Origin of the sequence: Rhodococcus sp. NPDC006774 (assembly GCF_040636045.1) — a bacterium.
Taxonomy (GTDB): Bacteria; Actinomycetota; Actinomycetes; order Mycobacteriales; family Mycobacteriaceae; genus Rhodococcoides.
This window is the reverse complement of record NZ_JBEYIW010000005.1, coordinates 56,336-70,694: the sequence shown is the minus strand read 5'-3', so window position 1 is coordinate 70,694 and position 14,359 is coordinate 56,336. Positions and strand designations below refer to the sequence as shown.

At 65.0% G+C, this 14,359-nt stretch carries 14 protein-coding genes and 1 riboswitch; of the genes, 8 read left to right on the top strand and 6 right to left on the bottom strand.

The window, feature by feature from the left end; all coding sequences use genetic code 11:
• Positions 1-48: 48 nt before the first annotated feature.
• Positions 49-1,029 (top strand): NAD-dependent epimerase/dehydratase family protein, encoded by a 981-nt coding sequence (locus tag ABZ677_RS09585; protein WP_358368712.1) that lies wholly within the window; start codon positions 49-51, stop codon positions 1,027-1,029.
• Positions 1,030-1,209: 180 nt separating this feature from the next.
• Here the strand turns inward: ABZ677_RS09585 and ABZ677_RS09580 are convergent, their stop codons facing one another.
• On the bottom strand, positions 1,210-1,776 hold the full coding sequence (locus tag ABZ677_RS09580) for a TetR/AcrR family transcriptional regulator (RefSeq protein WP_037195517.1): 567 nt from the start codon (positions 1,774-1,776) through the stop codon (positions 1,210-1,212).
• Between the two features lie 81 nt (positions 1,777-1,857).
• On the opposite strand from ABZ677_RS09580, the gene ABZ677_RS09575 reads away from it, so the two are divergent.
• Entirely contained in the window at positions 1,858-3,477 is a 1,620-nt protein-coding gene (locus tag ABZ677_RS09575) for an MFS transporter (RefSeq protein ID WP_252341963.1), read from the top strand.
• Positions 3,478-3,543: 66 nt separating this feature from the next.
• On the opposite strand, the gene ABZ677_RS09570 is transcribed toward ABZ677_RS09575, so the two are convergent.
• The 3 genes from ABZ677_RS09570 to ABZ677_RS09560 all read right to left on the bottom strand — a co-directional run bounded on the left by ABZ677_RS09570 (position 3,544) and on the right by ABZ677_RS09560 (position 6,921).
• Positions 3,544-4,296, bottom strand: a complete 753-nt coding sequence (locus ABZ677_RS09570) for a GTP pyrophosphokinase family protein (RefSeq protein ID WP_037195511.1) — start codon at positions 4,294-4,296, stop codon at positions 3,544-3,546.
• Positions 4,297-4,722: 426 nt separating this feature from the next.
• The gene (locus ABZ677_RS09565) at positions 4,723-4,878 is read right to left on the bottom strand and encodes a DUF6131 family protein (protein ID WP_094608853.1); all 156 of its coding nucleotides are present in this window, start codon (positions 4,876-4,878) and stop codon (positions 4,723-4,725) included.
• A gap of 93 nt (positions 4,879-4,971) precedes the next feature.
• Positions 4,972-6,921: a helicase-related protein gene (locus ABZ677_RS09560; RefSeq protein ID WP_358368708.1), complete on the bottom strand. Its 1,950-nt coding sequence runs from the start codon at positions 6,919-6,921 to the stop codon at positions 4,972-4,974.
• 48 nt (positions 6,922-6,969) lie between these two features.
• Between ABZ677_RS09560 and ABZ677_RS09555 the strand changes: the two genes are divergently transcribed.
• From ABZ677_RS09555 to ABZ677_RS09545, 3 genes are read left to right on the top strand one after another with little or no spacing between them, the layout of a single operon-like run.
• Positions 6,970-7,683, top strand: coding sequence for a type 1 glutamine amidotransferase (locus ABZ677_RS09555; protein ID WP_358368706.1), 714 nt, complete (start codon positions 6,970-6,972; stop codon positions 7,681-7,683).
• 9 nt (positions 7,684-7,692) lie between these two features.
• Positions 7,693-8,871 carry an alpha-hydroxy-acid oxidizing protein gene (locus ABZ677_RS09550; protein WP_358368703.1) on the top strand — a complete coding sequence of 393 codons (1,179 nt, stop codon included), beginning with the start codon at positions 7,693-7,695 and terminating at the stop codon, positions 8,869-8,871.
• Complete coding sequence (locus tag ABZ677_RS09545; RefSeq protein WP_358368700.1) at positions 8,871-10,166, top strand: alpha-amylase family protein; 1,296 nt, start codon at positions 8,871-8,873, stop codon at positions 10,164-10,166. The genes ABZ677_RS09550 and ABZ677_RS09545 overlap by 1 nt, the downstream gene beginning before the upstream one ends.
• On the opposite strand, the gene ABZ677_RS09540 is transcribed toward ABZ677_RS09545, so the two are convergent.
• On the bottom strand, positions 10,159-10,470 hold the full coding sequence (locus ABZ677_RS09540) for a hypothetical protein (RefSeq protein ID WP_358368697.1): 312 nt from the start codon (positions 10,468-10,470) through the stop codon (positions 10,159-10,161). The two genes, ABZ677_RS09545 and ABZ677_RS09540, sit on opposite strands and share 8 nt — an antisense overlap.
• A 105-nt stretch (positions 10,471-10,575) precedes the next feature.
• A riboswitch (TPP riboswitch) is annotated at positions 10,576-10,668 on the top strand.
• Positions 10,669-10,716: 48 nt separating this feature from the next.
• Between ABZ677_RS09540 and ABZ677_RS09535 the strand changes: the two genes are divergently transcribed.
• Positions 10,717-11,478: a 3-oxoacyl-ACP reductase gene (locus tag ABZ677_RS09535; protein ID WP_358368694.1), complete on the top strand. Its 762-nt coding sequence runs from the start codon at positions 10,717-10,719 to the stop codon at positions 11,476-11,478.
• A 1-nt stretch (position 11,479) separates the two neighbouring features.
• Positions 11,480-12,748: an LLM class flavin-dependent oxidoreductase gene (locus ABZ677_RS09530; protein ID WP_358368691.1), complete on the top strand. Its 1,269-nt coding sequence runs from the start codon at positions 11,480-11,482 to the stop codon at positions 12,746-12,748.
• Here the strand turns inward: ABZ677_RS09530 and ABZ677_RS09525 are convergent.
• Positions 12,742-13,329, bottom strand: coding sequence for a TetR/AcrR family transcriptional regulator (locus tag ABZ677_RS09525; protein ID WP_358368688.1), 588 nt, complete (start codon positions 13,327-13,329; stop codon positions 12,742-12,744). The genes ABZ677_RS09530 and ABZ677_RS09525 overlap by 7 nt on opposite strands.
• A 169-nt stretch (positions 13,330-13,498) precedes the next feature.
• Between ABZ677_RS09525 and ABZ677_RS09520 the strand changes: the two genes are divergently transcribed.
• Positions 13,499-14,353, top strand: coding sequence for a zinc-binding dehydrogenase (locus ABZ677_RS09520; protein WP_358368685.1), 855 nt, complete (start codon positions 13,499-13,501; stop codon positions 14,351-14,353).
• Positions 14,354-14,359 lie beyond the last annotated feature (6 nt).

The window sequence follows — 14,359 nt, the reverse complement described above, 5'->3', positions numbered from 1 at the left end:
CCCGGCGTTCGGCAGAACAGACGGACTGCTCACCGGCACACTGGATGCATGAGGCTATTGGTCCTCGGCGGCAGCGATTTCGTGGGGCGAACTGCCGTCGAACATGCTCTCCAGCTGGAGTGGGATGTCGCGGTCCTGAACCGCGGCACAACCGCGTCGGATCCTCGTGTCACGCAACTTCGGGGCGACAGGCGCTCGTCCGACGGATTGGATGAGACCCGAGAAGGATACTGGGACATAGTCTTCGACACCTGGTCGTGGGAACCGGACGTGGTGGCGCAGTCGGCGACGATGCTCGACGGCCGAGTCGGCAGCTACGTCTACGTTTCGAGCCGATCGGTGTACGACGCGCCGCGAGCGGGAGCGACCGAGACGTGGCCGACAGTGCAGGGGCCCGGCGAGGACTATGCGCGGCAGAAGTTGGGCGGTGAGCGAGCGGCAGTTGCGGCTTTCGGCGATCGAACGCTGCTGGTCCGCGCCGGGCTGATTCTCGGGCCGTACGAAAATATCGGCCGACTTCCGTGGTGGCTGAACAGAATCGAGCGCGCCGGTGAGGTGCTGGCACCCGGTCCGGTCGATCTGGCGCTGCAGTACATCGACGTCCGCGATCTTGTTGCGTGGAGCCTTGATGCTGCCGCGCGAGGGCTGGGCGGTGCGTACGACGTGGTGAGCCGGCCCGGTCACGCGACCATCGGCGAGCTGTTGCAGTGCTGCCTCGCCGCCACCCGGTCCGACGCTCGCCTGTGTTGGGTGGAGCCGGACGTCCTCAGCGCTGCGGGGGTGCAGCCGTGGACGGAGCTCCCGATCTGGATTCCGCCCGGCGCGGATCATGATTCGCTGCATGCATCCGACGTTTCGAAGGCATGTGCCGCAGGTCTTCGGACGCGTCCGATTCAGGAGACCGTCGCGGATACGTGGACGTGGTTGCAGTCCCTGGGCGGGCGGACGCCGATGAGGGGTGATCGGCCGCCCGTCGGACTCCCGGCAGAGCGTGAGGCGGCAATTCTGGCGGGCCGCGGGCTCACGTGAGTCTGCGAGGTGCGCGAAGGGAACAGACGCGCGCGGAATCGTCAGACGCGTTCGGAATTGCCAACGGATCGGTGTCGAATTCGCGCGCGTATGGCAAACGCGCGCGCGTTTGCGGGAAAACCGGCCCGCTACCCCACTATTCGCAACTCTTGCCCGAAAGCTAGAGAGTGATAGACAACGCTACGGAGTGCAGAGCCGTCGCACCGCACCCTCGATGATCGACGCCCGACGCTGGTGTTCCGCGTCGTCGACGGGTCCGCAGTCGCTGCCGGGAGCCGTCATCCAGGACGAGGTGATGCCGAAGATCATGGTGAACAGGTCGTCGACGGTGAAGGCGTCGGATATCAGGCCGTCCTGCTGTGCAGCTGCCATAGCGCGTCGCCGTTCGGCGATCACTGTGTGGATGTCGTCGGCACCCGCGACCACCATGCCGCCTTGAAGCTGTGTCCACAGCAGCAGTCGGTGTTCCTCGGGATTGGCGGCGAGGTGCAGGTACTCGCGCGCGGCGTATCCGCCGAGATCGTCGACAGTGAACGGAACCGACTCCAGGAAGCGCGCGAATCCGTCTTCCACTACTGCCCGGAAGAGTGCTTCCTTGTCTCCGAAGTAGGCGTACAGGCGTTCCTTGCTCGCCTTTGCCGAAACCGCGATGCGATCCACCCGTGCTCCGGCCAGTCCGTGCTCGGAGAACTCCGTGCGTGCTGCGACGACGATGCGGGCGCGGGTTGCGCTGGCGTCAGGCTTCATGTCGGCCACCCTACCGCCAACCAACTAGTTCGTTTGACACGGCCGACAGAGTGGCCTACCTTTTCGGTCGGGACATTTTTCGTGCCCAGAATCAACGAGTACGAGTGGGGTAGAAACATGTCGCAGGTCTCCGAACACGGGGCGCTGGCCGAGAATCCGAATTACGAGCGCCGTTGGTTGGTGCTCTGCATCGTCGCCATCACACAGCTCACGATCGTGCTGGACGGCACCATCGTCAACATCGCCCTGCCGCAGGCGCAGATCGACCTCGGCATCAGCGACACCAGCCGCACCTGGGTGATCACCGCCTACGCGTTGGCGTTCGGTGCACTGCTGCTGCTCGGTGGCCGCATCGCCGACTACTGGGGACGCAAGCGGTCGTTCATCGTCGGCATGGCCGGCTTCGCCGTTGCCTCCGCAGTCGGCGGACTCGCCCAAGAGGGCTGGCAGCTGTTCATCGCACGCGCAGGTCAGGGCGTCTTCGCTGCATTGCTCGCACCTGCAGCACTGGCCATCCTGACGGTCACCTTCACCGACACCAAGGAACGAGCCAAGGCATTCGGCGTGTTCGGAGCGATCGCCGGTGGCGGCGCAGCCGTCGGCCTGCTCCTCGGCGGAGTGCTCACCGAATATGCGAACTGGCGCTGGTGCCTGCTCGTCAACATCCCTGTTGCCGTCATTGCCATCGCCGCCGCAGTCCCGCTGGTCAAGGAAAGCAAGGCGCACGGAGATACCCGCTACGACCTGCCCGGCGCGATCCTCGTCGCACTCGGACTGGCCTCACTGGTCTACGGCTTCACCGAAGCCGAAAACGGCTGGGCGACGGTACCCACCATCTCCTTCATCGCACTCGGCCTCGCGTTGCTCGCCGCGTTCGTCGTGGTCGAATCCAAGTCCGCCAACCCGCTGCTCCCCCTGAGTGTGTTGCTCGACCGCGACCGCGGTGCCGCATACATCGGGTCGGCCGTCATCGGTGCGGCATTGCTCGGTGGCACGTTGTACCTGACCTTCTACTTCCAGATCGTGCTCGAGATGAGCCCGGTGATCGCCGGTGTCGCGTCACTACCCATGACCGGCGGCATCCTGATCACCGCTGCGATCGCGTCGGCTCTCGTTCCGAAGATCGGGCCCAAGCCGATGATGGCCGTCGGCCCGGTGGTTTCCGCGATCGGCCTGCTGCTGCTCACGCAGATCGGCGTCGACACCTCGTACTGGACGCACGTGCTTCCCGGCGTCGTGCTGCTCGGACTCGGCCTCGGTCTGCTGATGGTGCCGATGCAGAACGTTGCGCTCATCGGCGTCCCCGATCACGACGCGGGTGCGGCATCCGCTCTGATCAACGCCACTCTGCAGGTCGGCGGCGCACTCGGCGCCGCGGTGTTCACCACGGTCTACACCTCGTCCAAGACGTCGTACCTGGCCGACAACCCGGCCCCGACTCCGCCCGCAGGAGTGCCTGCCGAGGCCCTCGCCGGCCAGGAAATTCCCAGCGACGAGGTACTGGCCGCGCTGCCGGAACCGATCCGCGACTTCGTGCTGGCCACCATCGATCACGCCTTCGCAGCCGAGGTATCGGGCTATGCGTGGGCCTTCGGAACCGCTGCGATCCTGGTCGCACTGGTGTGCCCGGTCGTGCTGGTGCTGGTCCGCGCGAAAAAGGACGACCTGCCCGTCGGCGACACTCCGGTCCACATCGGCTAGACGCACACGAGAAAGGAACCCCGCTGCTCACCGTCGAGCAGCGGGGTTCTTCGTTGTGGGTGACTTTCAAGCCCGGTCTGGGTCGATCGCCTCGGCCTGTGCAGTGAGAAGCATGTGCAGTAGCTCGGGAGGCAAGGCCATGGGAGGCAGAGCGCCGAGAGCGATGGAGTTCTCCGCCTCGCCGCCCAGCTCGACCACCTCGTCGTGCAGGCTTTCCATCTTCTCGTCGAGCTTGTTGGCGCTCTCGGCTGCCTCGGTCAGCTCCGCCAGCAGAGTGTCCGGGATCTGCCCGCGGTACTTGTAGAAGATCTTGTGCTCGAGGCTCGCCCAGAAATCCATCGCGATGGTTCTGATCTGCAGTTCGACGAGCACCGGCTGGACGCGGTCGGACATGAACACCGGGATCTCCACCAGCAGGTGCAAGCTCTTGTAGCCGTTGGGTTTCGGGTTCGCGATGTAGTCCTTGACCTCGACGACCCGAATGTCGGTCTGGCTACTGAGCATGTCCGCGATGCGGTAGGTGTCGGAAATGAAGCTGCAGGTGATGCGCACTCCGGCGACGTCGAAAATGTTCTCGCGAATCGCATCGAGAGTCAGGGCGCACTTCTTCCGTTGCGCCTTGTCGAAAATACTTTCCGGGGTCTTCAACCTCGACGAGACGTGCTCGATGGGGCTGTACCGGTGAATATGGGTGAATTCCTGCTTCAAGATGTTGATCTTCGTGATCAACTCGTCGATCCCGAACTTGTAGCTCATCATGAATCGCGTGAAATCTTGTCTCAGTCGACCCAGGTCGACCGCAGTCTCACCGTTCTTCATGACCTCGCTCATGACTCCGATTGTCCACGACGGCAGGCCGAGCGCGCGCGGCGCGGGAGTCGAAGCTCGCATCACTGCACGACGGGCCCAGCTCCGGTGTGAATCTCACGACGCCACAGGACTGGCACTGATGCGTGCGGTGATGCCCCAGCTCGCACGAACAGGCTCGTGACCCGACGAGAACCGAACCGGCGACGAGCCGATGACCGTTGCCACATCGCGTCGGTGCTCTCTCGGCCCACCGATCCCCGACGCGGTACAGAGAGCCGGCCGCGGGCTCGGGTTCGAGTGCCATCGCGCGCGCCCACTTTCGACGAATCCGCCGCATCCGATATGGACCGCCCGAAGTGGCTCCGCTGGCCGCATCGCCAACTCCGGGGGCGCGTTCACACTAGCAGAAATCGAACGTATGTTCTAACTCGTATGTCAGAACCACGTCTTGCGGCCACCGACTGCGCGCCCCATCGAACCGAGCACTGTCAGAACCGCGCCGACGACCACCAGAATGATGCCGACAGTCGTCAAGATCGAAATGCCGGCGAAATAGCCGATGAGGGCGAGGATGATTCCGAGAACGATCATGACTACTCCTGGTGCCACTGTGAGCCCGTTACCGGCGAATGCCGATGGGACCGAAGCTACGCCACCGAGATGAAGGAATGGTCACATTTGTCGCTATTTACCGGCATCCACTTTCGCTGCGAGGAATGCCTCGGGGTCGATCAGATCTGCCTGCCCCACGATCGACCCGAGATCCGCGATGCGTTCGATGCCGGTGAGCACCATCTCTTCTTCCACCGTGCCCTCGGCGTAACCGTAGTAACAGGTCGACGTCGTGTGGTTGTGGTCCTTGTCTATTCGGTTCGCCCGACCCTCGATCTGCCGGATGTCGATGGGTGTCCACCGAGGATCGTGGATCAGCGTCACGCGTGGTGCGAGGGTGGAGACCGTGCCCTCCGGGAGCAGTAACTCGTTGGTGTGCAGGTTGATCGCGCTGGTGGTGGTCGAGACGATGACCGACGCGTCGCCGGTCTGGAACCGTCTGATCGACGCCTCCTGATCGGGGCTGCTCATACTGCCGTCGACGACTGCGACGTCGAGGCCCTCGTCGCGCAGTGTCTGCGCCAGCGCCGCGACGGACTCGCGGTAGAACATCGAGACGAACACCTGATTGCCGGCCTTGACCCACGTCCGTACTTGATCGGCCGACGCGGGAATGCGCAAGTACGAACACTTCTGACGGAATCGCAGGGTCGCGGCGCGGGTGCTCGGGTTCTTCTGCAGTACTCGCTTACCGCCGACGGCCTTCCAGATCGGTAGGCCGACTTCCTTGCGATAGTCCACCCATGCCGAGTTGTACAGGCGCTTCTGCGCGGCGGTGAGTTCCTGGCCGAGTGGCTCGCGCGGAGTCGGCGGCGAGGGACGCGAAATGGACCACGGCACAGCACCTCCCGACAACCAGCCGTGCACGGACGCGATATCGCGGGCGCGTCGGGCAGAGTCCTCGGGCTCCCACCGCCACGTCGTCAGCCCCGTCGTCGCCTTGCCTGCCTTGACGGCGAACCCGGATTCGATGAGGAACTCGGCCCACTTCATCGTCACCGCGTAGCCGAGATACTCCTCCTCACCGAGGATCTCGACCCCGCGGCTGCGCTCGACCGCACGAGCCATGTACGCGAAGTGCAGGGGCTGATAGCCGGGCGTGGCAGACATCCACACCACCGAGCGCGCCGCCTCCTGATATCGCCAGAGGATCTGCGACTGCTGCGATTCGATGTTCATCAGCGCATGCGATTCGTCGGCGATCACCACATCGATGTCGAATCGAAGCTCGCCGAGCGAGATGGTCCGCTTGTTCTGTGTCCGTTTACGTTTGCCCAGGTCGGTCTCGGGAGGAACCGACAGCAGCTTCTTCGTCGACTGATAGGTGATCAGCAGCCAACGCTTGCGCTCGGACGGCTCGATGTCCGCCTCGCTGTCTGCAATGGTTCGACGCCACCCCGGCAACGCACCCTTGGGGGCCACCACCAGCACCGTGCCGATCTCGGCCGCCGACATCTGCCGAATGGCCTCGCACACCGCCAACGTCTTGCCCAGACCCGTCGAATCCATCTGCGCGAAGTAGGGGAACCCGGCCTCGAGCGCGGCGAGATGGCGTCGAACGGATTCGAGTTGAGTCTCACGCGGCTGCATCGCGCGCTCCCGGACCACCTCGTCACGCCAGTTCTCGTTGGCATCGTCCTCGAGCCACCGCTGCAGGCTGTACGGCATCGACTCGTACGGCTGCAGATACTCCGGCAGCTCGGTGCCGTAGTACGCGAACACCCGCGGTCCGGGATACCAGCGCGCCCCGGCCGCGCCCGCCGCCGACCGATCCTCGAACGGCACGTCCAGCACCCAGACGCGCTCACCGGGATCGGGAACCCGCAGATCAGGGGCAGCAGTCTTACGAGGCGACGTCTTGCGCGGCGCTGCCCGCTTGCGTGGTGCGGCCTTCTTCGGGGCAGCTTTCGTCGTTGCAGGCTCACCGTTCTTGGCGGCCGCAAACTTTCGGGCAGCGCTGCTCTGCCCGGCCTTGACGGTGCGGGCAGTGGTGGATCTGGCTGTGCGTCTACGAGGTGGCATCGGATCCAGTCTGTCGTACGGTGTGCACGAACACCGTAAAGGAGCCCTGTGACATACACGAACGACCCGCGCGCCGTAGTACTCGTCCACGATCAGGACCCGGCTCTCGCGCGACGCGACATCGGCACCCTCGACGCCGAATTGCGCACCAGGGGTTTCCAGTTGGACGTGCACTCGTTCGACCACAGCCCCGACCTCGCGCCGCCGCCGCTGTCCGACGCGCAGCTGCTGCTCGTCATGGGCTCGCCCGACGCCGCGTACGACGACACGCTGACCTGGCTCGCCCCGGAGATCGCCTACGTGCAGGACGCGGTCGACGCGCAGGTCCCGATCCTCGGTGTCTGCTTCGGTGGGCAGCTGCTCGCTCGGGTACTCGGCGGCACGGTTCGCAAGTCCGAGCATCCCGAGTACGGATTCGTAGACGTCGAGACGTCCGACCCCGAGCTCATCGCCCCCGGACCGTGGATGGAGTTCCACGGCGATACCTTCACCGCTCCTCCGCAGGCCACGGTGATCGCCCGCAACGAGGCCGCGCAACAGGCCTTCGTCCTCGGACCGCACCTCGGACTGCAGTTCCACCCCGAGATCGACCTCGACACCTATGACGCGTGGGCCGCTGCCTGGGACCGCGACGGCGTCGAACACGGTGTGGACGTGCACGAGATTCGCCGGGCCATCGCCGACGCCGAACCTGCCGCTCGGGTGCGTTGCTCGGCTCTGCTCGACGCATTTCTCGCCCGATCCTCGGCGGTGCCCCGGTAGGGTCGAACGATGACCGAGGCCAGGCCCAGCAACTTCAGCGATCACCAACTCGGCATCTACGCCGCCGGGATGTTCGCCCAGCAGACACCGTCGATCACCACCAACCTGGCGAGGCTGGAGGACCAGGCTGCCGAGAAGCTCTCACCCGAGGCTCTCGGCTACATCGTCGCCAGCGCGGGCAGTGGCTCGACGGCCCGTGCGAACCGTGCGGCTTTCGACAGATGGGCCATCACGCCGCGGATGCTGCGCAGCTCGGCTGCCCGCGACCACGCGTGCACCGTGCTCGGCACCGACATGCCTGCACCGCTGCTGATCGCTCCGGTGGGTATTCAGACTCTCGCGCACCCCGACGGAGAGCTCGCCACCGTCCGTGCAGCCGCGGAACTCGGTGTGCCGTACATCCATTCGACGCAGGCCTCGCACTCGTTCGAGCAGATCGCCGAGGCGGGCGGCGACGCGCCCCGCTGGTATCAGTTGTACTGGCCGACGGACGAATCGGTCCTACTGAGCTTCCTGCAGCGCGCGAAGGACACCGGGTTCACCACACTGGTGCTGACGCTCGACACGACCTTGCTGGGCTGGCGGCCCGCCGATCTCGACCGCGGCTACCTTCCCTTCCTGGCCAACCTCGGCATCGAGAACTACCTGACCGATCCGGCGTTCCAGGCCGGCCTGGGGCAGCCGGTCGAGGAGAATCCTGTTGCAGCGGCCATGCATTGGGCGCAGATGTTCCCCAACCCCGGTCTCTCGTGGAAGAACCTGGCGTTCCTACGGGAGCACTGGAGCGGCCCGATCGTGCTCAAGGGAATCTGCACCGTGGGCGACGCCAGGGAGGCGGCCGCACACGGAGTCGACGGCATCGTCGTCTCCAATCACGGCGGTCGTCAGATCGACGGGGCCAGAGCATCACTCGACGCGTTGCCGTCCATCGTCGAGGCTGTGGGCGACGAATTGACGATCCTGTTCGACTCCGGTGTGCGCACCGGTGCCGACATGGCCAAAGCGCTGGCGCTCGGGGCCGATGCGGTTCTGCTCGGCCGACCGTTCCTCTACGGCCTGGCACTCGGCGGGCAAGAGGGCGTTGCACACGTATTACGTTGCCTGCTCGCCGAATTCGATCTGGTGACGAGCCTCTCGGGCCACACCGGTGCGGACGAACTGGGCCTCGACTCGATCATGGAGTCCTGATGGAGTGGACGAAGCACGCCATCTGGTGGCACCTGTACCCGCTCGGCTTCACCGGAGCGCCGGTGCACGGCTGGGACGGTGAATCCCAGTCGGATCTGCACCGGCTGAACAGAATCGAGAAGTGGCTCGACTACGCGCTCGAGCTCGGTGCGTCGGGTATCGCCCTCGGTCCGATCTTCGAGTCCGAGAAGCACGGCTACGACACGATCGACTACTACCGTGTCGACGGCAGGCTCGGCACCGACGAGGACATCGACTCGCTGATCGCCGCTGCGCACTCGCGCGGCCTGAAGATCATGTTCGACGGCGTCTTCAACCATGTGGCGCAGAGCTTTCCGAAGTTCCGACAGGCTCTGGCCGAGGGCCCGGACTCCGAGGCCGCGCAGTGGTTCCATCTCGATTGGTCCGGTGACGAGCCGACGCATCGCAACTTCGAGGGCCACGACGAACTGGTGGCACTCAACCACGAGAGCCCGCATGTGCAGCAGTACGTCGTGGATGTGCTCTCGCACTGGCTCGGCCGTGGTGTCGACGCCTGGCGGCTCGACGCGGCTTACGCGGTACCGCCGCGCTTCTGGGCCGCGGTACTGCCGAAGGTCCGCGAGAAGCATTCGGAGGCATACTTTCTCGGCGAGGTCATTCACGGCGACTACGACAGGATCGTCTCGGCGTCCACATTGGACTCGGTCACCCAGTACGAGCTGTGGAAGGCGATCTGGAGCGGTCTGAGCGAGAAGAACTTCTTCGAGCTCTCCCATGCTCTGGAGCGCCACAACGGGTGGCTCGACGCCTTCGTGCCCGCCACGTTCGTCGGAAATCACGACGTCAATCGCATCGCCAGCGTCATCGAGGACGAGCGACATCTGGTGCACGCGTTGGTGGTTCTGTTCACCGTGGGCGGTATGCCGATGGTCTACTACGGCGACGAGCAGGCCTTCCGCGGTATCAAGGAGGATCGAGTCGGCGGCGACGACGAGGTGCGTCCGGAGTACCCCGACACGTCCGACGATCTCGCCCCGTACGGCTGGCCGGTCTTCCGTATTCATCAGGAGCTGATCGGTGTACGGCGTCGAAATCCGTGGTTGTACTCCGCGCGCACCGAAACGCTCGAACTGACGAACACCGCACTCGTCTTCCGAGCGTCTGCCGACGACGAATCCATCACCGTGGCACTGAATCTCGGCGACGACGCCATCGACTACGCGGTCGAGGGTAACGACGTGATCGCCGGCGAGGCACATCTGGACGGCGGCAGGATCACGGTGCCCGCGCACGGCTGGGCGATCGTCAGCTGAGTGCTCTGGCCGCCTTGGCGCGGTCGAAGAACGCCAGCAGGTGCGGCAACTGCTCGTCGGTGACGGTGAACTTCATTCGGTCGCCCGCGTAGCCGATGCTGCCGTCGGATGCTCGCAGACCGAGGACGATCTTGGTGCCGTCCCGGGTCGGCTTCGCGTCCACACCCAGATGATCGACGTGCCAGCGACAGTGCCCGCCCGATGCGATCCTCACGGCGGCGTCGAACACCTCGACAGTCCGGTGGTCGAGAACGAAGATGACGTTCTCGTCGAGGCGATACTCCAGGTAGACGCGTTCGGCCATGGCGGCACAGTAACTTGTCATCGTCGTATTCGGATATCTATCGACTGAGCTAGAGAGCCGTATCGACGGCAATGCAGCGCCATATCGAGGCCTGTGGGTACAGTCGAGCGCGACACGGGGTGCCCCCAGGGGCTGAGAACACACCCGTCGAACCTGATCTGGTTAGGACCAGCGAAGGGAATGTCGTGACGTTCGGTATTCCTGTCCCCTCGTGACGGTCCCGACCTCGAACGAGAGGCGAGGCGCATGAAATTCGACGAGCAGACAGTGTTGATCACCGGCGGTGGACGCGGACTTGGGGCATCGATCGCCGCGGCGTTCGCCGGTCAGGGTGCACGTGTGGTGATCGATTACCGCAACAGCAAAGATGCCGCCGAGGCGCTGGCAGACCGGCTCGGCGAGAACGCGATCGCAGTACAGGGTGACGTCACCGACGAGTCGGCCGTCGCCGCGCTGTTCGGCACTGCACGTGAGCACTTCGGCACCCCGATCACCACCGTCGTCAACAACGCGTTGGCCGATTTCTCGTTCGACGGAGATGCGCGGCCCAAGGCCGACACGATCACCTGGGAGCGCTTCGACGCCCAGTTGCGTGGCAGCGTCCGCGCGGCGTTGCTCACCACCCAGGCCGCGCTGCCGGGTATGCGCGAGGCGAGCTTCGGCCGAATCATCAACGTGGGCACCAACTTGTTCCAGAATCCAGTGGTGCCGTACCACGACTACACGGCCTCCAAGGCGGCGCTGCTCTCGCTGACCCGCACTCTGTCCGCGGACCTGGGCGCAGACAACATCACCGTCAACATGGTCTCGGGTGGGCTGCTGCGCACCACCGACGCCAGTGCCGCCACCCCGGTAGAGGTGTTCGACTTCATCGCGGCCTCGACCCCGCTGCAACGCGTCACCACCCCCGAGGAATTCGCCGACGCACTGCTGTTCTTCGCTTCGCCGTGGGCGCGGTCGGTGACCGGCCAGAATCTCGTCGTCGACGGCGGCCTGGTCAAGGACTGACATGCACCTCAACGCTTTTCTCTACGGTTGTGGCCACCACAGTGCGGCGTGGCGTCATCCCGAGTCGCGAGTGGAGGACCTGGGCGATATCTCGTACTACGAGGAACTCGCCCAGCTCGCCGAACGGGGAAAGTTCGACGCGGTGTTCTTCGCCGACGGACATTCGGTGCGCGACCCCGCCGGAGCCGGAACCTGGTTCCTCGAGCCGATCACCGCGCTGTCGGCCATGGCCAGGGCCACCACGCATATCGGTCTCGTCACCACGGTGTCGTCCACGTTTTACACCCCGTTCCATGCCGCGCGCATGCTGGCGTCGCTCGATCACATCAGCGGCGGCCGAGCCGGCTGGAACGTCGTCACCTCCATGTTCGACGCCGAGGCACGCAACCACGGGATGGACGTCATTCCGGCTCGCGAGGAGCGCTATGCTCGCGCCGAGGAGTTCGTCGATACGGCTCTGGCGCTGTGGGATTCGTGGGACGCCGACGCGTTGACGCTCGATCGCGCCGGAGCCTATGCGGACCCGACCAAGGTGCATGCCATCGACCACGACGGTAAGCACTTTCGGGTCGACGGCCCGCTGACGGTGCCGCGTTCACCGCAGGGGAGGCCGGTGTTGTTCCAGGCCGGGGCGTCGGGTCCGGGTCGTGATCTCGCTGCCGCGTACGCCGAGGCAATCTATGCCGTCGCCTACGATCTCGTTGCCGCGCAGAGCTATTACGAGGACGTGAAGACGCGAATCTGCCATGCGGGCCGCGACAGCGCGGCAGTGGGAATCATGCCGGGTCTGGTGACGTACATCGGGTCGACGATGGACGAGGCCCGACGCAAGAAGGCCGAACTCGATGAGCTGCTGCCCACCGAGCAGTCGCTGGCGATGCTGTCGACGTTCACCGGACAGGACTGCGCTGCATGGGAACTCGATGCTCCGGTGCCGCCCTTGCCGCCGGCGGCCGAGTTCACCGGACCGCAGGGCCGCTACGAGACGATCCTGCGGATCGTCGAGAAGGACGCCCCCACCGTGCGGGAGTTGCTCGGCACCCTCGCGGCCGGCGGCGGGCACGCCACGATGCTCGGCACACCGGAGTCCATCGCAGACGAGATGCAATCGTGGATCGGCCGCGGCGCCGACGGATTCAACCTGATGTGTCCGCGTTACCCGGACTCGCTCACCGACTTCGTCGATCAAGTGGTCCCTATTCTGCAGCAGCGCAGTCTCTTTCGTGCGGACTACACCTCGTCGACGCTTCGCGGGCACCTCGCTCACTGAGTGGCAGATCCGAAGACTCCCCGATCGACGAACGTCACCAGAGCGTCGAGACCGTCCTCGGGCGAGCCCTGCCACAGCCGGGCGAAATTCTCCGCCGCACCGCCGATCAGCACCGCAGTGGTGGCGGGGGACGCCGGTAGCTCGACTCCTGCCTTCTCGAAGGTGCCGAGGCGTTCGACCCAGGGCTCGAACTGGACCTGCGTGAATCTCTGTACCCGTTCGGCGAACTCGGGACTCACCAGTGCGGCGTCTCGAAGCGCATCGATCACGACCCGGTGCCGTGTGAGCAACTGCCAGAAGACCTCCAGATGCGGACGCATGGTGGGGTGATCGCGAGCGGAAGGATCCTGCGCCGCGACGATGACGTCGGCGTCCTCACCGATCTGCTCGGCGAGGGCCAACAGCAGCTCGTCCTTGCCGGAGTAGTGGTTGTAGAACGACCCTGCGGCCCGGCCTGCTTCGCGGGTGATGTCGACGATCTTGGTGTTGAGGTACCCGGACCGGGCGAAGACGGTGCGGGCGGCATTCTCGAGTTCGATTCGAGTCTGCTCGGCCTGTTGTGCGCGACCAGTGGTTGCCACCGCTGTCCCCTTTCCTGTTGACACCTCGGCAGTCACGCTACACACTGAATCATGATTCACTGAATAATCATTCGTCGAAAGGCCGGATATGAAGGCAGTAGTTCTGACCGAATTCGGGGTACCGACATACACAGACCACGACAAACCAGCAGCTGTAGAGGGTTCTGAGGTGATCGACGTGGCGGCTGCGACGCTCAATGCCGTCGACATCGTCATCGCCGCGGGCGCTCACTACCTCAGTCCACGGTCGCTGCCGACTGTGAGCGGCATCGAAGGCACGGGTACGACGCAGGACGGTCGCCGCGTCTATTTCTCCCTGCCGGTCTCGCCCTACGGTTCGATGGCTCAGCAGGCGTTGGTACGGACGTCGTCGCTTGTCGAACTACCGGACGGGTTGGACTTCTCGACCGCCGCGACGCTGGGCAATGCCGGCCTTGCGGCGCTGATGCCACTGACCCATGGGGGTCGCATGACGCCAGGGGAGAACGTGGTGATCCTCGGAGGTACCGGGGTGGTCGGCCGCCTCGCGGTTCAGGCTGCGCGGTTACTCGGCGCAGGATCGATCACGGTCGTGGGGCGCGATGAGGCCGCACTCGAATCCACCCGTGATCTCGGGGCCACGGCGACGGTTGCCATCGGTGAGAGGAGCGTCGACGAGCTGAGCACGGCCATTCGGCAGGCATCCTCCGGCGCGGATGTGATCGTCGATTACACCTGGGGCGCAGTCGCTCTGGCCGCACTACGTGCCGGCAACCGGCTCGTTCGTCTGGTACAGATCGGCGACCGAGCCGGTGCCGAGGTCACCGTTCCTGCGCAGCTGATGCGTTCGCTCGGGGCGAGCATCGTCGGATTCATGCCGATGCACTACGGACCCGACGCAACCTCGCAGGCGTATCGCACCCTCACCGACTGGGCCGTCAGCGGGCGGATCGCAGTGGAATACGAGAATGTGCCACTGGCAGAGGTCGCGAGTGCATGGGAGCGAGCCCCACGCACCCGTCACAAGCTGGTACTGGTCCCCTGACCCACC